This is a genomic window from Psychrobacter sp. 1176_08 (genome assembly GCF_052850615.1).
Window position 1 is genome coordinate 283,296 of record NZ_VXCU01000005.1, and the last position, 21,019, is coordinate 304,314.

The 21,019-nt window shown below is 43.4% G+C and carries 18 protein-coding genes; 9 read left to right on the plus strand and 9 right to left on the minus strand.

Annotated features, from left to right (window positions below; translation table 11 throughout):
- Positions 1–337: 337 nt before the first annotated feature.
- From FW759_RS08695 to FW759_RS08705, 3 genes are all read right to left on the minus strand, one after another.
- On the minus strand, positions 338–1,120 hold the full coding sequence (locus FW759_RS08695; protein ID WP_446442734.1) for an ABC transporter permease: 783 nt from the start codon (positions 1,118–1,120) through the stop codon (positions 338–340).
- A 142-nt stretch (positions 1,121–1,262) separates the two neighbouring features.
- On the minus strand, positions 1,263–2,081 hold the full coding sequence (locus tag FW759_RS08700; protein WP_446442735.1) for an ATP-binding cassette domain-containing protein: 819 nt from the start codon (positions 2,079–2,081) through the stop codon (positions 1,263–1,265).
- A 36-nt stretch (positions 2,082–2,117) separates the two neighbouring features.
- Entirely contained in the window at positions 2,118–2,687 is a 570-nt protein-coding gene (locus FW759_RS08705) for a thioesterase family protein (RefSeq protein WP_446442736.1), read from the minus strand.
- 197 nt (positions 2,688–2,884) lie between these two features.
- On the opposite strand from FW759_RS08705, the gene xthA reads away from it, so the two are divergent.
- The 3 genes from xthA to FW759_RS08720 all read left to right on the plus strand — a co-directional run bounded on the left by xthA (position 2,885) and on the right by FW759_RS08720 (position 5,831).
- The gene (xthA, locus tag FW759_RS08710) at positions 2,885–3,709 is read left to right on the plus strand and encodes an exodeoxyribonuclease III (RefSeq protein WP_446442737.1); all 825 of its coding nucleotides are present in this window, start codon (positions 2,885–2,887) and stop codon (positions 3,707–3,709) included.
- A gap of 94 nt (positions 3,710–3,803) precedes the next feature.
- Positions 3,804–5,027 carry a bifunctional glutamate N-acetyltransferase/amino-acid acetyltransferase ArgJ gene (gene argJ, locus FW759_RS08715; RefSeq protein WP_446442738.1) on the plus strand — a complete coding sequence of 408 codons (1,224 nt, stop codon included), beginning with the start codon at positions 3,804–3,806 and terminating at the stop codon, positions 5,025–5,027.
- Between the two features lie 405 nt (positions 5,028–5,432).
- A complete protein-coding gene (locus tag FW759_RS08720; protein ID WP_062844421.1) occupies positions 5,433–5,831 on the plus strand; it encodes a DUF4377 domain-containing protein in 399 nt (132 codons plus the stop codon).
- Between the two features lie 101 nt (positions 5,832–5,932).
- Here FW759_RS08720 and FW759_RS08725 read toward each other — a convergent pair whose 3' ends face one another.
- Positions 5,933–7,366 carry an L-serine ammonia-lyase gene (locus tag FW759_RS08725; RefSeq protein WP_095568517.1) on the minus strand — a complete coding sequence of 478 codons (1,434 nt, stop codon included), beginning with the start codon at positions 7,364–7,366 and terminating at the stop codon, positions 5,933–5,935.
- Positions 7,367–7,931: 565 nt separating this feature from the next.
- Here FW759_RS08725 and FW759_RS08730 point away from each other — a divergent pair.
- Positions 7,932–9,380, plus strand: a complete 1,449-nt coding sequence (locus tag FW759_RS08730; protein WP_095568516.1) for a solute carrier family 23 protein — start codon at positions 7,932–7,934, stop codon at positions 9,378–9,380.
- A gap of 97 nt (positions 9,381–9,477) precedes the next feature.
- Here FW759_RS08730 and FW759_RS08735 read toward each other — a convergent pair whose 3' ends face one another.
- The gene (locus tag FW759_RS08735) at positions 9,478–10,410 is read right to left on the minus strand and encodes a DMT family transporter (protein ID WP_446442739.1); all 933 of its coding nucleotides are present in this window, start codon (positions 10,408–10,410) and stop codon (positions 9,478–9,480) included.
- A 299-nt stretch (positions 10,411–10,709) separates the two neighbouring features.
- Between FW759_RS08735 and FW759_RS08740 the strand changes: the two genes are divergently transcribed.
- A complete protein-coding gene (locus FW759_RS08740) occupies positions 10,710–11,741 on the plus strand; it encodes a WG repeat-containing protein (protein ID WP_446442740.1) in 1,032 nt (343 codons plus the stop codon).
- 140 nt (positions 11,742–11,881) lie between these two features.
- Here FW759_RS08740 and FW759_RS08745 read toward each other — a convergent pair whose 3' ends face one another.
- Together FW759_RS08745 and FW759_RS08750 are read right to left on the minus strand one after the other, a co-directional pair.
- Positions 11,882–12,919, minus strand: a complete 1,038-nt coding sequence (locus tag FW759_RS08745; protein WP_062844426.1) for an alpha/beta fold hydrolase — start codon at positions 12,917–12,919, stop codon at positions 11,882–11,884.
- A 27-nt stretch (positions 12,920–12,946) separates the two neighbouring features.
- Entirely contained in the window at positions 12,947–13,111 is a 165-nt protein-coding gene (locus FW759_RS08750) for a rubredoxin (protein ID WP_021814629.1), read from the minus strand.
- A gap of 355 nt (positions 13,112–13,466) precedes the next feature.
- Here FW759_RS08750 and FW759_RS08755 point away from each other — a divergent pair, with 355 nt between their 5' ends.
- On the plus strand, positions 13,467–14,033 hold the full coding sequence (locus FW759_RS08755) for an adenine phosphoribosyltransferase (protein ID WP_131392076.1): 567 nt from the start codon (positions 13,467–13,469) through the stop codon (positions 14,031–14,033).
- A 102-nt stretch (positions 14,034–14,135) separates the two neighbouring features.
- On the opposite strand, the gene FW759_RS08760 is transcribed toward FW759_RS08755, so the two are convergent.
- Positions 14,136–14,654, minus strand: coding sequence for a hypothetical protein (locus tag FW759_RS08760; protein ID WP_095568513.1), 519 nt, complete (start codon positions 14,652–14,654; stop codon positions 14,136–14,138).
- 123 nt (positions 14,655–14,777) lie between these two features.
- Positions 14,778–15,719, minus strand: coding sequence for a transaldolase (locus FW759_RS08765; protein ID WP_446442741.1), 942 nt, complete (start codon positions 15,717–15,719; stop codon positions 14,778–14,780).
- 394 nt (positions 15,720–16,113) lie between these two features.
- Here FW759_RS08765 and pheA point away from each other — a divergent pair, with 394 nt between their 5' ends.
- From pheA to FW759_RS08780, 3 genes are all read left to right on the plus strand, one after another.
- Positions 16,114–17,295, plus strand: a complete 1,182-nt coding sequence (gene pheA, locus FW759_RS08770; RefSeq protein ID WP_062844430.1) for a prephenate dehydratase — start codon at positions 16,114–16,116, stop codon at positions 17,293–17,295.
- Between the two features lie 116 nt (positions 17,296–17,411).
- Positions 17,412–18,554 carry a histidinol-phosphate transaminase gene (gene hisC / locus FW759_RS08775; protein WP_062844431.1) on the plus strand — a complete coding sequence of 381 codons (1,143 nt, stop codon included), beginning with the start codon at positions 17,412–17,414 and terminating at the stop codon, positions 18,552–18,554.
- Positions 18,555–18,654: 100 nt separating this feature from the next.
- Positions 18,655–20,997 (plus strand): bifunctional prephenate dehydrogenase/3-phosphoshikimate 1-carboxyvinyltransferase, encoded by a 2,343-nt coding sequence (locus tag FW759_RS08780; RefSeq protein WP_446442742.1) that lies wholly within the window; start codon positions 18,655–18,657, stop codon positions 20,995–20,997.
- Positions 20,998–21,019 lie beyond the last annotated feature (22 nt).

Consider the following 21,019-nt stretch of genomic DNA (forward strand, 5'->3'; position numbering starts at 1 on the left):
GTATATAAGCTTTCTTAATCAAACTAAAAGAGTTCGCTGATTAGAAGGCATAAACGGTTAAGTTGGTGATAAAAAATACACCGCATCAAATACACATTATCTAATGTTTACCACTAAGGTATTAAAAAATAATACATTTAAGCAATACATTAGCATGAATAGATTTTAATGTAATACCAGTATGCAAGACTGTAGAGTGCACAAATAAAGCTGAAAAATTCAATTTCTTTTTTATCAGATTTGTAACGTTAAGGTTTAAAGAGTCGTTGTCAGTTAGGTAGAAATTCTAACCCGTCAAAACGATGGCTATTGAACATGAAAATTATCTTAATAGTGATTAAGGTAGAATTAACTGTTTATGTTTATTAAAGAATCGGCGATAAATGAGTAAAGCACTGATGGTACAGCCAAGCATACTGCTCACACATATCAAAAACATGGTGACGATTTGATAGCGAACCGCTTGAGTAGGATCGGCACCTGCCAATATTTGCCCTGTCATCATACCAGGTAAGCTGACAATACCGACAACTAGCATGGAGTTTAAAGTAGGGGTCATACCGTTGATGATTGCTGAGCGTATAGGATCATGTACGGCCTCGAACGGGCGAGCAGAAAGGCTTAACATCATCTCAATACGTCCTTGTTGCTCATGAAAAGCTTCAATCAGCTGGTTACTGGTCAGTGAAATGGCGGTCAAAGAATTGCCCAGTATCAAACCCAATATAGGGATAATAAACTGCGGCGTATACCAAGGCTGCACCTGTAAAATCATGACGATAGCGATTGCCGTGACCAATATCGCAGAGGCGCTAACGGCGAGCAAAGTGTCAGTAAATAAGCCCTTATAATGACGTTTGACACGGTTTTTAGCAGCGCTTCCTGCAATCAGTGTCATGATGGTTAAAATAACCAACACTTCATACCATTGTTCGCGCGCAAAAATCCATGCCAGTATCAGCCCGATAAAACTGAGCTGGACAACCGTACGCACCGCAGCCATCAAGAGCGTTTTGGTGAGCTGTAAGCGCAGGCGCCACGATAAGACAATCACGATAATAATGAGACTGCTGGCAAGAGCGATGTCGCTATAAGTTAGGAATACGTGCATATCGTCCATCGCGCTCATAGATGCCCATGATAAAAGTGATTAAAGAAAAAAGACAAACGTAGAATAAAAGATAACGCATTTATATCAATAATCACTTGTGTGAATGAGCAAGTGAGTCAGCAAATAAATAACAAATGCTTTGGTTGCCCCATCAAAACACAGGGTTTAGCACACCTGCTTGCATGTCCCAATGTCTATCGGCCAATGGCATAATATCTTGGGTATCATGAGTCACCCATAGCAAGGTGCGAAGCGGATCAGCTCGCAACCAGCCAATGAGTAAACGTACCAGCTGAGTGGATGTGTCACTGTCTAAGGCGGCGGTCGGTTCATCTAATAGCAATACTTGTGGGTTTAGTTGCAATAGGCGTAACGTATTGACCAGTTGCCGCTCACCACCCGAAAGATGAGTGGCTTCTTGGTGTAAAAAATCAGCGCTGCGCTCTAGATGGCCAAGCTGTTTGATGTGCCAATCAATATCAAACTTATGATGTTGGTGCGCTTGCAAGCGATAAGGCAGTTGTAAATTGTCAATGACACGGCCTTCTAGCAGTTGAGGATGTTGAGCAAGTAGCGAAACTCGCGAGCGCCACGCTGTAGGGGCAGTATCATAAATACGCTCATTAATGTTAGGATAAATAGAACTGTTTGATTCGCTTTGTAAGCTAATTTCACCACTGCTCATTGGTAACAGACCTGCTAACACACGCAACAATACAGATTTTCCGCTTCCAGAAGACCCTGTTAAGACCGTTATCTGTCCTGCTAGCAGTTTTCCGCTGATCCCATTTATTAAGGTGCGTTCATGAGTGAGCGTAGCGCAATCCAGCGCTGACGGCTTCCTTATTCTCTTGAGCCAATAGTGATAGTTTTCAGACAGTATTGAGCCTGTAACAGAAGCGCTTTTTTGGCTCTGATCGGCTGTCGTAGCGCGCTTGCTATGTACCCAAAGGTTATCAAATGCTAGCATGAGGCGCTTCTGATGCGTGCCAACAGGTTAGCGTCATCATTTATGGGTCTGCTGAGTAATGGCATTTTGGATGGCATCATGTAGCTCTTGAGGAACACGAATAGGGCGCATGGGGGCATTATAAGCAGCAGCATTGTCATCTTTAGACACTGGGTCAGGCTTGACCTGATTTTGCACGCAAGCAATCACAATTTTAGCGCGACTTAACAGACTTTCATTGGCTTTGCTAGTAGCGTTATTATCAGGCAGATGGCGATGAATGCTTTGGTAAAAAATCATGCTAGCAGGTTTGAGCTCGACTTTATCGATACGCACATTGATGACTTCATCTAAAAGAATGGCTTTTTTGTAGTGTAAATCTGCTTGACTCACGACAAAATGCTGTATGTCACCATGGTCACTCTGTAAAAAATAACCATTTAGACCAAGGTGAGTAAACCAGTCACGGCGGCAATTTTCAAAGAACACCAAATGATTGGCGTGATAAACTATACCACCAGCGTCAGTATGGTTAATATAGACGTTATAATCAGTCGCAAATAGTGGCGTGGTAGAGTTGTCAGGTTTTGAGGATGCATCTGTATGGTTATTTATAGGGGTCGTCATAGTGGGACTCAGTAAAGTTATTTAATAAAAAGCGATGTATGTGATAATAAACGTTACTCTAACTTAAGATACAAAGGCACGCAACAGATAGGCTGTCTACGTCTGTTATCATAGTCATTTGTTTATCGTTACAAGTCATGTGTTCGTTCAGCACCTTCTCTAGTCAAATAGTCTAATCAATCAGTATAGGATGGTTTATGCCTCGTTTTGTCAGTTTTAATATCAATGGTATTCGCGCCCGCCAACATCAGCTTGAAGCTGTACGAGAGGTCATCGATCCTGATGTAATGGGTCTACAAGAAACGAAAGTGCATGACGAGCAGTTTCCACTAAAAAACATAGAAAGTCTTGGTTATCATATTGAGTACTTCGGTCAAAAAGCCCATTATGGCGTGGCATTATTGTCTAAGGTTGCGCCTATTTTTGTACAAAAAGGCTTTCCGGGCGAAGATATAGAAGCACAAAAGCGTTTTATTCATGCACGCTACGTGATAGAAGGTCGCGAAATTGATGTGCTTAACGGCTACTTTCCACAAGGCGAGAGTCAAGATCATCCCACCAAATTCCCCATGAAGCGTGCTTATTACGCAGATTTGATGGCTTATATCGACACTTTAAAAGCAGAAGGGCGTTCTCTCGTCATCATGGGTGACATGAATATAGCCCCAGAAGATATTGATATCGGTATTGGTGAGGTCAACGCAAAGCGCTGGCTAAAAAATAGAAAAACGTCGTTTTTGCCAGAAGAGCGTGCATGGTATGGCGATTTGATGTCACGCGAGCTGACCGATACGTATCGTTTGCATTATCCAGAGAGTACAGACTTGTATAGCTGGTTTGATTATCGCAGTGGAGGATTTAACGACGACCCTAAGCGCGGCTTACGTATCGACCATATTTTATGTACCGCTGACTTGGTAGAGGCGTGTGTCGATGCTGGTATCAGTTATGAGTTGCGAGGCATGGAAAAACCTTCTGACCATGCGCCTATTTGGTCAGCATTTGACTTAAGTAAGCTTTGATATATGCAGGGCTTTTAATAGAGCAGGGTTCATATCGTATTGGTTAAATTTTTTATTCAAATAACACTAAAAATTGAGAAATAAGGATTCAATAATGGCTGTCGGAAATGTTGCAGTACCTAATACTATTTATCCTATTGAAGGCATTAGACTAAGCGCCACAGCAGCAGGCATACGCTATAAGAATCGTGATGATCTAGTGGTCATTGAGATCGTTGATACGGCCACCACTGCAGTTGTGACCACTAAGAATACGTTTTGTGCGGCACCCGTGCGTATATTGCGCGAGCACTTTGCCAAAGCCAATCCGCGCTATTTGATCACCAATACAGGTAATGCCAATGCAGGCACGGGCGCTGATGGTAAACGCCGTGCTGTGGATATCTGTCAAGCGTTAGCAACCAAAACAGGCGTCGATATCAGTGCCGTATTGCCATTCTCTACTGGCGTGATTGGTGAACCGCTCAATAGTGATGCTGTGATTAATGGCTTGGACAATGCGCTTGCCAATTTAGCGTCTGACAATTGGCTGGCTGCAGCGAATGGTATTCGTACTACTGATACTATCCCTAAGCTTGCAAGCCAAAAAGTCGATATTGACGGTATCAGTTATCACATTACTGGTATGTCAAAAGGCTCAGGTATGATACGACCTAACATGGCGACCATGCTGGGCTATGTGGCAACAGATGCCAACATTGCGGCTGATGTATTACAAGAAATGCTGAGTGCCATAAATGAGCAGTCCTTTAACCGCATTACCGTTGATGGGGATACTTCAACCAATGATTGCTGTGTATTGATTGCGACAGGTAACGCCAGCTCGGATGTGATTGACAGTCCAACGCATCCGCATTATCAGGCAGTTTTTGCCGCCTTGACAGAAGTGTTTGTACGTCTGGCGCAATTGATCGTACGTGATGGCGAAGGTGCTACCAAGTTTATGACGGTAAAAGTCACGGGTGGTAAGACAACGCAAGAATGCTGTGATGTGGCATATGCAGTTGCACATTCACCATTGGTCAAAACAGCATTCTTTGCCAGTGATGCCAACTGGGGTCGTATCCTAGCGGCAGTGGGTTATGCTGGAATTGAAGATCTGGATACAGAACAAGTCGACGTATATTTGGATGAGGTAATGATTTGCCAAAATGGCGGCGTTGCTAGCACTTATACAGAGGAAGCAGGTAAAGCTGTGATGAGCCGTGCTGAAATTACCATTCATATTGATTTGGCACGTGGTGATGCCAGTGATACGGTTTATACGTGTGATCTGTCATACGATTATGTCAAAATCAATGCGGACTATCGTAGCTGATATTTTTAGATCGAAGCGTTTAATCAGTATTATCATGAAGCCAGAGCATAGATTGTTCTGGCTTTTTGCAATTTGCGGATTATCATTTTATACCATTATCTTATACGTTTTATTAACATCAGTTGCAAAAGCTGACGTTACTTTACAAAGCAGTCATAGAGCGAACGCAGTCTTGCACCCTATACTAGCCTCAGTAAACAATAGACGGCATTGCTAATAACGTAGTAAATTTTCAAAAGCCTTACTTTATTCATTTGATATTGGCAATAGCGTCATAATAGTCACTAAAACTGCCTACAAATTTTGAGTATGTACTAAACAATACAGGACGTTTATAACAATAAATTCAATCCAGTAGGCGATAAAGAAAATACAAACATAGATTAATTCACTGAGGATTTGATAATGAAAAAATTAGCACTTGCAGCATTGATGACAACTTTTGCCCTTTCAGGTTGTTCTACGATGGGTATGGACAACGAGCGTACCATGGTTGTTGAAGGACAGCCTATGAATGTTAAAATCGTCAACATTCCAAGTTTTGAGGTAGAGATCGCTCCACGTAAAGCAGTATGTGATCTGACAGCCACTGATGGTAGCAAAGTAGAATCACAGTGCCTACAGTATCGTCAGACTCACCAGAAAAACTTCAATACGCTAAACGGTAACATCCAAGGCTTCACTTATGAGCCAAACTATCGCTATGTACTTGATGTTCGTCAAGAAGCAGTGACTGCTGAAGGTTCTGATATGGTACAACCAATCTGGATTCTAAATGAAGTGGTTTCAAAAACGGCTGAATAATAGCAGTATGATGCTGACTTAGAGTGATGAGTCAACAGTAATGAAAAAGCCTCTAATACGTTAGAGGCTTTTTTGTATGGGCAGTATAGCGGTAACTGCTACTAGCATTGACTGTAGTTAACGGTAACACCGCGAGTGGCGGTAGGAATGCGATTGTCCGCATAAATTGCCAAACCACCACGAGCCGTTTCTTTATATTTATCAGACATATCTGCACCTGTCTGCTTCATGGTCTCTATTGCCTTGTCTAAAGAAACAAAGTGCTGACCATTGCCTCTACAAGCAAGACGTGCCGCATTGATGGCTTTGACGGCACCCATGGCATTACGTTCGATGCAAGGTACTTGTACCAAGCCACCAATCGGATCACAAGTCAAACCTAAATTGTGCTCGATACCAATTTCAGCGGCGTTTAAACATTTGGCTGGCGAGCCATCCATGATTTCTGCCAATGCCGAACCTGCCATGGCACAAGCAGAGCCCACTTCACCTTGACAGCCAACTTCGGCACCAGAGATTGATGCATTTTGCTTGATTAAGCTACCGATAGCGGTGGCATTCAACAAAAATTTGCGCACACCATCTTGGCTATAATTGGGCAAAAAATCTCGATAGTAATGCAATACGGCTGGAATGATACCCGCAGCACCGTTGGTTGGGGCAGTGACGACTTTACCACCATTGGCATTTTCTTCATTGACGGCAAGCGCATACAAATCGACCCAATCCATGGCAGCAAGCTTATCTGTTTTCGATATGGGTTGATCTTTTTCAGTACATAGCTGCAAGTATAAGCCCTGTGCACGGCGTTTGACATCCAAACCACCAGGTAAGATACCGCCATTTTCACAACCTTGCTTGACACAGTCTTGCATCACGTCCCAAATGCTGTCCAAATAGGCAAATATTTCTTCTTTTTCATGGAAGTAGCATTCGTTTGCTAAGACCAAATCACTGATGCTCAAGCCATGCTGAGAGCATTGATCTAAAAGCTCTGCCGCGTTGTTGAATGGATAAGGAACGCGATCAATCGTTGGGCTGGCTTGATCTTCATCAGGATTGGTGGCATCTTCTTCATTAATGACGAAGCCGCCGCCGACGGAATAATAAGTCTGCTGATAACGAGTACCATCCTGCAATATTGCTCGAAGGGTCATTGCGTTAGGATGATAAGGCAAAACAGTATCATCGTACCAATGGATATCTTGCTCTGTATCAAACGCAACCGTATGAACGCCCGAGACATTCAATGTTTTATCAGAAAAAATAGGGGATAGATAACTACTGGTCATACGAGTATCGATGGTACTAGGGGTATGACCAAGTAGTCCTAATAGTATCGCCGTATCAGTGGCATGCCCTTTGCCTGTGGCGGCCAAAGAACCGTAAAGCTCGATTTCTATTTTTTCAACTGTCTGTAGTTCTGCCTGTTGGTTCAATGAGGCCAAAAATAAATTTGCGGCTACCATTGGGCCGACGGTATGAGAGCTTGATGGACCAATACCAATTTTGAATAAATCAAAAACACTAATCATAATAAATTACCGAAAATTTGGAGCGCTTGAGTATGGGACATCCATTCCCAAAAGCACTTTTACTAAAAATATGAGAGACAGCTTGCACTTTTATGCACGGGTAAAAATAGGCATAAGGCGCTGTCTATGAAAATGCGTAAATCAAAGAGTGTGTATGGTGACTGAATAATAACTTTTATTTATTTTGAAACTCCGTTATCATGCTCGGAGCCAGTGATTATGTAACATCCTGTAAGTGATCATCGCCATAGTGTACATCGAGTCATAGGCGATTAAAACCAGTTTCAGTAGAACACATCTGGCCCTATACCTCTATCAAATAACGATCATCATACCAAATCGTACTTTTGGTTTGTCATATTAGAACATAAATGAATGAATGGGGATGGCATATTATAGATGGGAATATATAGAGTTGCTATGGATAAAATAGCCAATCACATAATAATCCTATCGACTGTCTCTATGGTTTACTCAAGACAGTTTTGCTCCATATAGTTTTATTCAATTTCTAGTTCACCAGATATTTTAGCCTATTACTTTAGCCAACATAGGACAAGCGCGCATGCCCTCTCAAATAGATCCTTCATCACCTGTAGAAAACAGCGCTAAAAATCAGTCAGCTCATAATGCCTTGGAGGCTGCAGGTATAGATTCAGCCTCTAGCACTTACTCACATAATCCAGATTTTGAAAACGGGCGCTGGTTTCCAACATGGCAGCCTTACAAAGGCAATCTAGACCGTGATCCAGTGGGTATTAATGAGTATTTGCCACCATCAAAAAGTGTATTACTTGGTATACAACATACTTTTGCAATGTTTGGGGCGACCGTACTGGCGCCGCTTTTAATGGGATTTGATCCTAATTTAGCCATTTTGATGTCTGGTATTTGTACAGTGATGTTTTTTATGATCACTGGTGGACGCATGCCAAGTTATTTGGGTTCAAGCTTTGCTTTTATTGGTCCAGTGATTGCTGTGACGGCTTATGCAGGTGCAGGGTTCAATGACAACCTGAACGTTGCGTTGGGCGGCATCATGGCTTGCGGTATTATTTATGCATTGATTGGTCTACTGGTAATGAAAACGGGCACAGGCTGGATCGAGCGATTGATGCCGCCAATCGTTACAGGTGCCATCGTAATGATTATTGGTCTAAATTTAGCACCAGTTACTATTCAAGGGGTTTCTGCCAATCAGTTCGATGCATGGATGGCCACGTTGACGGTATTACTCATCAGTGTGGTGGCAGTGTTTACCAGAGGGATGCTACGCCGTTTGCTATTGCTTGTGGGATTGGTACTGTCCTATATTGCCTACTTTGTGATGACCAACATATTGGGCTTTGGAACAGCCATTGACTTCAGCAGTGTGGCCGCAGCTTCATGGTTTGGACTGCCAAGCATTCATACGCCGCGCTTTGAGATGAGCGCTATTATTTTAATTGTCCCAGTGGCCTTTATTTTGGTTGCAGAAAACTTAGGGCACTTTAAGGCGGTTGAAGGTATGACTAAGGCACGAGTAACGCCTTATATGGGCCGTGCTTTCTTTGCTGATGGACTCGCGACGACTTTTTCGGCAGGGTTTGGTGGGACAGGTGTCACTACGTATGCTGAAAACATCGGTGTAATGGCCGTGACAAAAGTATATAGCACCACAATATTTGTAGTAGCGGGTTTGGTGGCCATTCTACTAGGACTGTCGCCAAAGTTTGGTGCCATTATTCAGACCATTCCAGCGGCATTGTTGGGCGGTGCCTCTATTGTAGTATTTGGCTTGATTGCGGTGGCAGGTGTGAAAATCTGGATAGACAGTCACATTGATTTTAGCAAAAACAGCAACCTGATTATCGCTGCTGTCACTGTCATCATGGGTACAGGTAACTTTAGCCTGCACTTAGGCGGTTTTGATTTGGGCGGTATCGGTACGGCTACCTTGGCCGCTATTATACTCAATGCTTTATTCAATTATGGATCTGAGGCAAAAGATACCAACAAATCACTAGCCAAATAATCAGTGCTATAGCAGTCGGTTATTGATTGAGTTCACATAGTTGAAAAAGCGCTTCTCTAGATAAGAGAAGCGCTTTTTTTTGCAAAAAATATCAAGCTTATTTGTAATCACGCTTATAAAACCGTGAAAAAAATCGATAACGGCGCAGGGCACGCGGCTTAGGTTTTAAAGAGCCCAAGTAAATAGCAAACATGGTTAATAGCGCACCGCTCCATTGTAAGGTATTGATGGGCTTATCCAGCCAGCTATAATCAATGACCAACGCAGCAATAGGCTCCGTCAATAGTAATAGCCCCGTCAATGCCAATGAGAGCTTAGGGATCGAGTAGGCGATTAAACCCCAGGCTAAGCATTGCATCACCGTCCCATAGATCAGTATCCAACCAATCTCCGACCACGTATTGGGTAAAATATTGCCCATATCAAACACTAGCATCGGGACAATCATCGCTAAAACCCCGCCAATACTAATCAATTGCATGAGCATAAATATGGGTGTTGGTTCTGTATCATGCGTTTTTCGGATAAAAGTCATGGATGCCGCCAGCATTGCCCCAGACAGAATACCACTGACAAACCCCCAAGTGGCCGCTGTATTGTGCGCAAATTCAGGACTGCCAATCATCGCAACCCCGAGCATGGCTAAAAATAGGCTGATTAGCTGAAGGATGGATTGACGCTCATTGAAGTATAAAAACCCAATCGCGGCTAAGAAAAAGATCTGTAGACTATTGAGTAAAGTCGAGATGCCTGGGCCGACGGCATAAATACTCTCGTGCCAAAGCGCCAAATCCAGTCCTAAAAACACACCAGACAATAAGCTATAAAAAATAGCACGCCTTGAGCGAGGTAGGCGTTGTCCCATCATTTTGGCTAAAGCCGCAAACACGATACCAGAAACCAGCAATCGCCAAAAAGACATCGCCCAGCCACCGACATCTACATGAGCGACAATCAAACTACCCAGTCCAAATATGACACAACCAATGACTAAGCCAATAGGTGCAGAGCGTGAAGAAGCGATAGTCATAGACTGTCCTCAAATCAGTGTTATTTTTTTAATCGTTTAACGATGCTATCAATGTAGGGCATATTGTCGAGGGTTTGACCCTAAATTGAAATGCCTAAATGCTCATTTATGTTTATTTTTTAAATGGCAGCTCATTGTATTGCGTTTTTTTAAGTGCAGAGAGGTATACAGTCGAGTCACTTACGTGCAGGAATGATGTTAGCGTAGATAACAGTGTTTATCGCTTTAGTGGTTTATAATGGTTATATTTTATCTACATTTGTATTAAAAATTTCAATATCATTGGTTTAGGTCTACTTATGTTTCGACGTTTATTACCAAAACGCCAGTCCTCTTTAATATTCAGTTTGCCACGAACATGGTCGCAATGTTGTTTAACGCTGAGTATTTTATCTGGCGCTCTAATTGCAATGCCAACTGCCCAAGCAGCCAGTTGTAAAATTCCCAAAAGCTACTACAAAAATGTCTCTTGTACAGCGAACAGTGGCTATTTTTTAGCCATAAAAGATTTTGGCGCGCCCGTGGCATTGATCAACAATAAAGGCAAAAGCGTGGTGGATCTCTCGCGCTATCAAAAAGTCGATGCCAATAAGTTGTCAGGTGGTCTGCTGCCAGTGCAGCGTAATAATCGAGTCGGTTATCTCAATATGAAGGGTCGCGAAGTCGTTCCTGCAATGTATGATGTGCTCTCAGAAAGCCAAGGTTGGGCGCGTCCGGTATCTGATGGACGAATTGTGGTAAAAAAAGATGGTAATTATGGCGTCATTAATACTGCCAACAAAATTATTGTGCCATTTTCGGCAGCAATTAGTGATATTGATGATTATCAAAATGGCATGGCACGGGTACGTAAAAACCGAGCAGTTAGCTGGCTTGATAAAAATGGTAAAACAACAAACGAACCAAGTAATGCTGATAGTGACGAATTTGCGGCTAGATCGTCGGCGAATAAAAATAGCAGCAGCTCATCCGCCCAGACCAAGCAAGCGGCATCTAATCGCTTTACGACGCTGGACGCACGTCAGCAGGATGGCAAATGGGGATACGTCGATGACAATAACGTGACTATGATTACTTATTCATTTGATGACGCACGGCCATTTTCTGAAGGATTGGCTGGCGTACGTATCGGTAAGGACTGGGGATTTATCAATCTCGGCGGTGAGCTGGTGATACCTTTTCGATTTTCTAATAGCGGTGTGTCAGCCAAAGGCAGCTATAAAGGCCAATCAGCATTTATATTCAAAGACGGCAAAGCTTGGATTGGTAATTTAAAGAACGGTAATAAGATGTGCGTTGACACAAAAGGGGAAGGGGTTCGCTGTGAATAAAGCTCACATCTATATAGACGATTTACTATGAGAGAAACCCCCTGTTATTGGTATAAAAAAGAGTGTAACGCCTATTAATGTATCAATAGGTTTTACACTCTTTTTTACTGCCGATTTGCTCAGACAACCAAATGCTAAGATTACTTAGCCAATAAGTGATTACTAATCAAATCGACCATATATGGCTGATAATACTCAGGAATATCGTGTGCCATTCCTTCAATTAAGTGGAATTTAGCGTTAGGAATGGTTTTGGCAACCACGCGTCCTTGTGAAGGAGGTAGTAGTCCATCTGCGCTACCATGTAAGACGATAGTAGGCGCTTTGACCTGCTTACTAAAACGACTGATAGAGCCTGATGCCAAAATAGCGTTAAGCTGCTGTACCGTACCAAGCGGATGAAAGTTGCGCTGATAACGTAACTTAGCAATTTCACGCACCATACGTACGTTGACATGACCAGGCGTACCCACCGTCTTCATGAACCAAACACTATGGCGTACAATATCACGCTCAGAGTGACTTTCAGGACGGTTAATAAGCGTGTAAAGCTGTTTGGGTTTTGGTGGACGTAAAAATGCACGATTGGTTGAGGTAAACATCAACGCCATTCTTTTAACAAGGCTTGGATAACGGGCAGCCACAATCTGTACAATCATACCGCCCATAGAAGCGCCAAGCAGATGCGTAGGACCGAGGTTAAGGGCTTTAATCAAACGGGCGGTATCTTCTGCCATATCTGTCAGATTGTAAGCAACGGGCGCGCCTTTATTAGAAAGCCCTGTTTGTAGACGCATCATCATTTTGAATTGACTGATACGCGGTAGCCCCTCAATTTGGACTTTAGAAGACAAGCCAATATCACGATTGTCAAAGCGAATGACAAAAAAACCTGCATCAATGAAGCGCTTGATAAAGTTGTTTGGCCAAAATACCATCTGTGAGCCAAGTCCCATCACCATCAATAAAGGGGGATTGTTGGGATTGCCACCAGCCTCCACACAAAGCTCAATACCATCGCCAATATCAATCATTGCCTGGTAGAGATGCTCGCTCAGGTCAGAATCACCCCATTGATGTTCACCAAATTTCTGCCACTCAGGTGTTGGGTAGCTGCTTGAATGTTCAGCCAAGCTTTCAGACAGTTTAGTGTCATTGCTATCGTTTGATTTTGTCATGAAGTATCCTAATTAGAGGGTCATCTACTAAATCTCAAGCATCTCAAAATCTAGCTTGCCAACACCGCACTCTGGACAAGTCCAGTCATCAGGAATGTCTTCCCATTTGGTACCAGGCGCAATGCCTTCTTCAGGACAACCGAGCTCTTCATCGTATATCCAGCCGCAGACAATACATTCATAACGTTTCATAAATAGTCCTATCGATCATTACCAGTATTACAGTAAGTTATTAACGCGCATATTTAGAGTCACAATCACTATATTAGACTGCAAAAACGCACGTAGTTTAGCATATAACCTTTGCTATATGGCTAGGGTTTTCGTAGTTAAGTTTACACTTGTATATTGAGATAATTTGGTTTTTATCAAGGTCCTTGATTGCGAATTATCAAAATCACTGGCGCTATTGTGATGGCTCATGCCCCAACATTTCTATCAGCTGTGATATAATCATCGCCGAAAAATTATAACGATTTTCAGTACTTAAGATTGTTAAATTATTATCTCTATACTGTTATCTAAGCCATATATATTAAGGGTCATTATGAGCAGCAATGCCGCTATATCCGCGAACAACGACGCCGAACCTTCTGATATGCTCAATACTGACCATCAGTTTTGGCAAATTATCCGTACCGTACCAGACTTCCCAAAAGTCGGGATTGATTTTTATGATATTACGCCGTTATTGCGCAGTCATATTAATGAGGTCATCGATGCATTACTTGCTGCTTTGCCAAAAGGATTATTGGATGAAGTCGACTGTTTGGGTGCAGTCGAAGCACGTGGTTTTGTGTTTGCAAGCTTGCTGGCAGGCAGATTGGGTAAGGGTATGATTTTGCTACGCAAGCCTGGCAAGCTACCACCGCCAGTGGCGAACAAAGCCTATGCACTAGAATATGGAAAAGATACTCTTGAGATGCAAAACAATTTGCCACCTGAGCGCGTTTTGCTTGTTGACGATATCTTAGCCACGGGTGGCACGTTGACCACGGCTTATGAGCTTTGCCAATCAGCAAGTCACACTGTGGTCGGTGCATTGGTGTTGCTAGATTTGGTCGATTTACACGGCAAATTTCCTGTACCCGTATATACGGTTTTAAAAGCTTAAGCCGATTGTTCCGCTGTTTTTATAAATTAAGACGGTTACATGAAAAAAGCACGCTGATATCGTTCAGCGCGCTTTTTTGTTGGTTAGTTTTTACTTAAGCCATTAAACCGATTTTTGATCATTTTCATAGTTTTTACAGGCTTGTTCGACGATAAGACGAGCAATCGTTTTGGGAGTAGTAATGATAAAATCCTTGGTCGTCAATATGGGTTTTTCTGATTGCCAAGATTTGATGACTTTATTATCAGCGCCATAGTCCACATAAGCTCTTTTATAGTAGCTTGCATCTTTGCAGGAGATTAATAACTGCTGATCACTATGATGAAGAATGGTGTCTTTACTGGCTTTATCTTTATTTACTTTGGTTTCTTTCGGTGTTTTACCGTCTTTGTCATCATTTTTTTGTACAGAGTTTTTCTGAGTCGGGTAGGTTCTACGAATCGAAACCGTGATATTGTCTATCGGCTTTTCATCTATGACACTGATGTCAGAGCTTTCGATAGAGTTCAAATCGACACTAAAAATAGTTCCATTAGGACTTTCTGACACTTTTGACCAGTTCACTGCATTTGCGCTGACTGCTAGAGCACTCCCTGCCAATAATACTGATAGCCGTTTCATAATAAAGCCTTGAATAGGGTTGTGAAAAGTAGGCCATAATAGCCAACTTACTGTGAGCAGGCAAATATCTTTTAAGAAGACTGCCTACTCTTAGTATATCGTCAATAACCGTATGTGCTTGTATTAATTGCGCATCGCTGCCAGCATTTGAGCAAGCTCATCACGAGCGCCAATGAAGCCATCAATACCTTTTGGCAGTAAATCTTGTGTGACAGTATCTTGTTGATATGCGGTACTAAACTCTTCATGCGTTAAGCTTACTCGGGCCATATCAGCCATTTCTAGTGACATACTTGGTGATAGCTGCTGAATAACGTCGGTATTCATTGCTGCTAGCTCATCGATAAGGTCGGGCGCGATGGTCAATAGATCGCATCCTGCCAATGCTAGTATTTGCTCAGTTGAGCGGAAACTTGCTCCCATTACCTGTGTACGGTAATCATGCTGTTTGTAGTATTGGTAAATACGTTTTACGGACTGTACGCCCATATCGTCTGAAGCAGGGACGTTTTGACGGTTTTGTTGACGTTTTTGCCAATCTAAAATGCGACCAACGAAAGGTGATATCAGTGTTACGCCAGCATCGGCACAAGCGATTGCTTGGTGCTGTCCGAATAGCAAGGTCAGATTGCAGTGAATGCCTTGGGTCTCAAGATAGCGAGCGGCTTCGATACCTTGCCAAGTGGCGGCCATTTTAATCAAGACACGCTCTGAATCAATCCCTGCTTTTTGGTAAGCTTCCATAAACTCTAAGGCTTTATCGATGGTAGCTCCAGTATCATAAGACAAGCGGGCATCAACTTCTGTAGAAACCCGACCTTCAATAAGCGCTAAAATATCACAGCCAATTTGTATGGTAAGCGCATCAATTACCGCATCTACATTGCCATTATGGCGGCTCATGGCTTCAGACAGCATACCTTGGTTATCAGGATGGATAAGTGCTTTGGTGATAAGGCTGGGGTTGGTGGTCGCATCGATAGGCTTTAGGCGGGCAATCGCATTTAGATCACCAGTATCAGCAACAATAGTAGTCATAGTGCGAAGTTGTTGTAAAGCGCTCATCAAGTATCCTTTTTCAGTTATAGATTTATAGTCTTATTCATAAAGTGGTTTGCTATCGGCATTAAACTGTACCATAGTTTTGAGCCTATGTTACTTCATAGTTTCACTAAGCACTGCTGACATATGTCATAATTTTGCTGATATTAATTCGCTTACCTATTATTTATACCCGTTTACGCCCATTTACGAATGGGCACTGAGCACAGTTTTTGTTATAGTAGACCTGAGCAGATTTCTGTCTGCCGTATTTGCCATTTAGAGTATGGTTCGCTTATGGTAACCATAAAAGATAAGACTGGTAGGGCACAATATTTTTGATAGACTGGTCTATTGCATATTGAAATCAACACAGTAATACTTAACAGATTATAAAATCTAAGAAGGATGGGCGGTAATGAGTGAGCAGTCAACAGAGCAAAACATGGATAATCTGAATCAAGCCATTGCAGGCACTAACGACACTGCAACTGAGAAAGAGTTTTTGGATAATATTCGTCAAAATATTGATGCAGTAGACTGCGAAATCCAAACGTTAATCAACAACCGCGCGAAATTGGCTCAACAAGTGGCGGCCGTGAAAAAAAGCCATACAGCCAATAGTTCATCTAATGACAATAGTAACCCTATTTTTTATCGTCCAGAGCGAGAGGCTCAAGTATTAAAAGCAGTCATGGAACGTAATACTGGGCCAATCGCTGATGAAAAAATGGCCCGTTTGTTCCGTGAAATCATGTCGGTGTGCTTGGATTTAGAAGCGCCGCAGCGCATTGCTTTCCTAGGACCAGTTGGCACCTTTACCCATGCAGCCGCACTCAAACATTTTGGTAAAGCGGCTGATACGGTACCGATGACGACTATCACGGATGTATTCCGTGAAGTAGAAGCAGGAACCGCCATGTATGGTGTGGTGCCTGTTGAAAACTCATCAGAAGGCGTGGTCAATCATACTTTGGATGGCTTCTTGTCTTCGAGTCTCAAAATCATTGGTGAAGTTGAATTACCGATCCATCAAAACTTCTTAGTGGCAGAGCATACCAAAATTGATGGTTTGAGCCGTATTTATTCGCACCAACAGTCATTGGCTCAATGCCGTCATTGGCTTGATGTGAATTTTCCCAATGTTGAGCGCGTGGCGGTATCGAGCAATGGGGAAGCGGCACGTCGCTTGAAAAACGAGTGGCATTCAGCTGCGATTGCAGGGGATGTAGCGGTTGCAGAATATGGCTTACATAAGCTGTATTCAAATATTGAAGACAACCCAAGTAACACCACACGCTTCCTTATCATAGGACATGAGTCTATCGCACCGTCAGGTCAAGATAAAACCTCTATCGTGGTGTCAGCGCATGATAAAGCGGGCGCACTGATCGAAATATTAAAACCGTTGTCTTATCATGGCGTCTCGATGACCAGTATTGAGACACGTCCTGAACGTCCTAATAAATGGGCGTACGTTTTCTTTATTGATATGAATGGTCATGTCGATGACGCAAATGTGAGTGCCGCCATTAATGACATTCGTCCATTGGTAAAAGATGTACGTATACTGGGTTCTTATCCAAAAGCCGTCTTATAGCCTAAGATGTATCGCACCTTTAGCGTATGTGACTATCGTTAACGTATATGGTAGTCATTACCTAACACAACAGGCTCAACCCATAATAGATGTCTGACCACATCTAAGGATAAATCATGAAGTCTACTCAAGCGCCAGAGTCAAATTTATCACCACTAGTGCCTGCCTATGACAGTATTTTAGAGTTGGCGCCTTATCAAACAGGCAAGCCAGTTGAAGAGTTGACGCGTGAGTATGGCATCGCAGATGTGGTAAAGCTTGCCAGTAATGAAAATCCAATGGGCTGCTCACCGCATGTGACGCTGGCCGTGACTGAGCAATTGGGGCAACTGGCACGCTATCCTGATGGTAATGGTTATTATCTCAAGCAGGCATTGGCGGATTTTAATGAGGTCGACGTTAAGCAGATTACGTTAGGTAATGGCTCAAATGATCTACTTGATATTTTGGCGCGCAGTTTTGCTGGCACTGATGATGCGATTGTGTATAGCCAATATGCGTTCATTATTTATCCGATGCTGGCAAAAATGCAAGGCGCAACGGGTATAGAAGTACCTGCCCACCGTTTTGGGCATGACCTAATAGCCATGAGTCAGGCAGTTCAAGACAACCCCAATACTAAGATGGTGTTTATCGCCAATCCCAATAATCCAACGGGTACGCAGCTCGAGCATAAAGCGCTACATGAGTTTGTGGCTAGTGTGCCAAGTTCCGTATTGGTGGTATTAGACGAAGCCTATATTGAATACAGTCCCGAGAGCAACAATCGCGCGCTGCTAGACGAGTTTGATAACGTGGTCATCGTACGCACTTTTTCTAAAGCTTATGGGCTAGCGGGCTTGCGTATTGGCTATGCATTGAGCTCAGTGGCAGTGGCGGAATTGTTAAATCGTATCCGTCAGCCATTTAACGTCAGCCGTATTGGTTTAGCTGCTGCTGCTGCTGCCCTTGCTGATCAAGATTTTATTGAAAAAACCCGTCAGATGAATGATGAGCAAATGCGTTGGCTTGAAAAGCAGTTTGATGCGTTAGGCTTGGGATTTATCAAGTCGCATGCCAATTTTATTATGGTCGAGGTAGAAGTTGAGATGGAGGACACCACGGCTACTGTGATTTATCAAGCATTATTAGAGCAAGGCGTGATCGTTCGTCCATTGACAGCGTATGGTCTGCCTAATTGGCTACGAATCACTGTCGGCGTAGCAGAGGACAATCTACGCTTGATTGATACCTTACAATCTATCTTGACCGAAGACTGATAAGATCGCCACCATTTTAAAAAACAGCCATTAAATTTTATAACACAAACGCTGTATTGCTTTATCCGTATTGGCGTTTGTTTGTACAATGAGAAAAGTCGTGAGTCGTCAGCAAAAAAATCAAAAAAATAATAATCAAACCTTCTTAAATGCTCAGCCGTCGTTGTTTAAACAAGTTTGTGTGATTGGACTTGGACTCATTGGTGCCAGCCTTGCGCAAGCCATCAAAGACAATGGCTTGAGTGAGCGTTTGGTGGCAGTCGATAGGCATGCGCCCAGTATAGAAGAGGCAATCAAACAAGGTCTGCTGGAAGCCGGCAGCTCAACTCTGAGCGAAGTAGTGGCTGGTAGTGATCTGATCATCATCGCCGTGCCTGTACAGGCGGTACAAGCTGTGTTCATGGATATTAAACAGGCAATGGATAGCGGACAGCTCGCTTCTGACTGTATGATTACTGATGTCTGTAGCACAAAAGCGAACATCATTGATGCCGCCAAAGCGGTATTTACCTCGCTGCCAATAGGTCTGGTGCCTGCGCATCCGATTGCTGGGGCTGAAAATTCAGGGTATCATGCTCGCCGCGCCACTCTATTTGCCAATCATAGTGTCATTATTTGTGAGCTACCTACGACCAGTTATGTGGCTATTGCTAAGCTGCGATTATTGTGGGAGACGGTGGGAGCAAAGGTGATGCCGATGGAGGCCAATCACCATGATGCCATACTGGCGCATACCAGTCATTTACCGCACTTATTGGCATTTAATCTGGTAGAGCAGTTGGCCAGTCATGATGATAATTTGGATATGTTTCGCTATGCTGCTGGTGGGTTTCGTGATTTTACTCGCATTGCCGCAAGCGACCCTAAAATGTGGCACGACATCTTTTTTGCCAATCAAAATGCGATTGTCAGTGCGCTTGATGAGTATGGTATCTATTTACAAACCATGCGTCAGCTGATCATCGATAAAGATTCAACCGCCCTGATGGGACTTTTGGGCCGTGCGCAAGCCGCGCGGCGACATTTTGGCCATATGTTAGCCAGCACCCCTTATACGGATACTTCTGCCATGTCAGCTTCTTATATTATTACACCAAGCACTACCGTTTCTGGCACCATTACCATTCCTGGTGACAAGTCTATCTCTCATCGCAGTATTATGCTTGGTAGCTTAGCGACAGGCGTTACCCATGTCACTGGATTTTTGGAAGGAGAAGACGCTCTTGCGACGTTGCAAGCGTTTCGTGATATGGGCGTGACCATCGAGGGACCTGATAATGGTAATTTGACCATTCATGGCGTTGGCATGAATGGCTTAAAACCCAGCAAAACACCGCTGTATATGGGCAATTCAGGCACCAGTATGCGCTTGCTAGCAGGTATTTTGGCGGCGCAACCGTTCGACAGCGTGATGCTGGGTGACACCAGTCTTAATAAACGCCCAATGGAGCGTGTGGCAGCGCCGTTACGTATGATGGGCGCTGTTATCCAAAGTACCGGTCATAGCGGCACCGCGCCACTCAGCATTACTGGCCGAGACACTGTTGGTAAGCCATTACAGGGTATAGATTATGAGCTACCAGTGGCTTCTGCACAGATTAAGTCTTGCTTATTGCTGGCAGGTCTGTGGAGTGAGGGCACAACGACTATTACTCAACCAGAAGTCAGTCGAGATCACACTGAGCGCATGCTGTCAGCTTTTGGTTATCCAGTCACAGTCGATGGCAATCGCATCAGTGTGGAAGGAGGCGGTACTCTAGTAGGCGGTGATATCGCTGTGCCTGCTGATATCTCGTCAGCAGCTTTCTTTATGGTTGCGGCAGCGATCAGCCAAGGTAGTGAGTTGACCTTGACACAAGTGGGAATTAACCCTACGCGTACTGGCGTTATTGATATTTTAAAGCTGATGAACGCAGACATTAGCCTAAGTAATAATACGCATGTCGGCGGTGAGCCAGTTGCAGACATTACCATTCGTGCGTCAAACTTGGTTGGTATTGAGATACCAGAGCATTTAGTGCCACTGGCGATTGATGAATTCCCAGTATTGTTTATTGCTGCCAGTTGCGCGCAAGGCCGTACGGTATTGACAGGTGCAAAAGAGTTGCGTGTCAAGGAATCTGACCGTATCGCAGTAATGGCAGAAGGGTTACAAACGCTTGGTATTGAGTGCACGGTTACTGAAGATGGTCTAATCATCGAAGGTAAAGGAACTGGTGGCCAAGACGATCAGATCAATAATAGCCCGCCTGTTTTTGGTGGCGGTCGGATTACCTCGCATCATGATCATCGTATTGCGATGAGCTTTACGGTTGCAAGCTTACGGGCATCAGAGCAAATCATCATCGAAGGGGTTGAGACGGTCAATACCAGCTTCCCAGGATTCGCCGAACTTGCTAATCAAGTTGGTATGTCCATTCAAATTGAAGATACCAGCATTTAAGCTGATATCATTTTTGAGATGA

Coding starts and splice junctions, on each gene's coding strand:
- FW759_RS08695 (WP_446442734.1), bottom strand. CDS start 1,120: ATGGACGATATGCACGTATTCCTAACTTATAGCGACATCGCTCTTGCC.
- FW759_RS08700 (WP_446442735.1), bottom strand. CDS start 2,081: ATGCTAGCATTTGATAACCTTTGGGTACATAGCAAGCGCGCTACGACA.
- FW759_RS08705 (WP_446442736.1), bottom strand. CDS start 2,687: ATGACGACCCCTATAAATAACCATACAGATGCATCCTCAAAACCTGAC.
- xthA (WP_446442737.1), top strand. CDS start 2,885: ATGCCTCGTTTTGTCAGTTTTAATATCAATGGTATTCGCGCCCGCCAA.
- argJ (WP_446442738.1), top strand. CDS start 3,804: ATGGCTGTCGGAAATGTTGCAGTACCTAATACTATTTATCCTATTGAA.
- FW759_RS08720 (WP_062844421.1), top strand. CDS start 5,433: ATGAAAAAATTAGCACTTGCAGCATTGATGACAACTTTTGCCCTTTCA.
- FW759_RS08725 (WP_095568517.1), bottom strand. CDS start 7,366: ATGATTAGTGTTTTTGATTTATTCAAAATTGGTATTGGTCCATCAAGC.
- FW759_RS08730 (WP_095568516.1), top strand. CDS start 7,932: ATGCCCTCTCAAATAGATCCTTCATCACCTGTAGAAAACAGCGCTAAA.
- FW759_RS08735 (WP_446442739.1), bottom strand. CDS start 10,410: ATGACTATCGCTTCTTCACGCTCTGCACCTATTGGCTTAGTCATTGGT.
- FW759_RS08740 (WP_446442740.1), top strand. CDS start 10,710: ATGTTTCGACGTTTATTACCAAAACGCCAGTCCTCTTTAATATTCAGT.
- FW759_RS08745 (WP_062844426.1), bottom strand. CDS start 12,919: ATGACAAAATCAAACGATAGCAATGACACTAAACTGTCTGAAAGCTTG.
- FW759_RS08750 (WP_021814629.1), bottom strand. CDS start 13,111: ATGAAACGTTATGAATGTATTGTCTGCGGCTGGATATACGATGAAGAG.
- FW759_RS08755 (WP_131392076.1), top strand. CDS start 13,467: ATGAGCAGCAATGCCGCTATATCCGCGAACAACGACGCCGAACCTTCT.
- FW759_RS08760 (WP_095568513.1), bottom strand. CDS start 14,654: ATGAAACGGCTATCAGTATTATTGGCAGGGAGTGCTCTAGCAGTCAGC.
- FW759_RS08765 (WP_446442741.1), bottom strand. CDS start 15,719: ATGAGCGCTTTACAACAACTTCGCACTATGACTACTATTGTTGCTGAT.
- pheA (WP_062844430.1), top strand. CDS start 16,114: ATGAGTGAGCAGTCAACAGAGCAAAACATGGATAATCTGAATCAAGCC.
- hisC (WP_062844431.1), top strand. CDS start 17,412: ATGAAGTCTACTCAAGCGCCAGAGTCAAATTTATCACCACTAGTGCCT.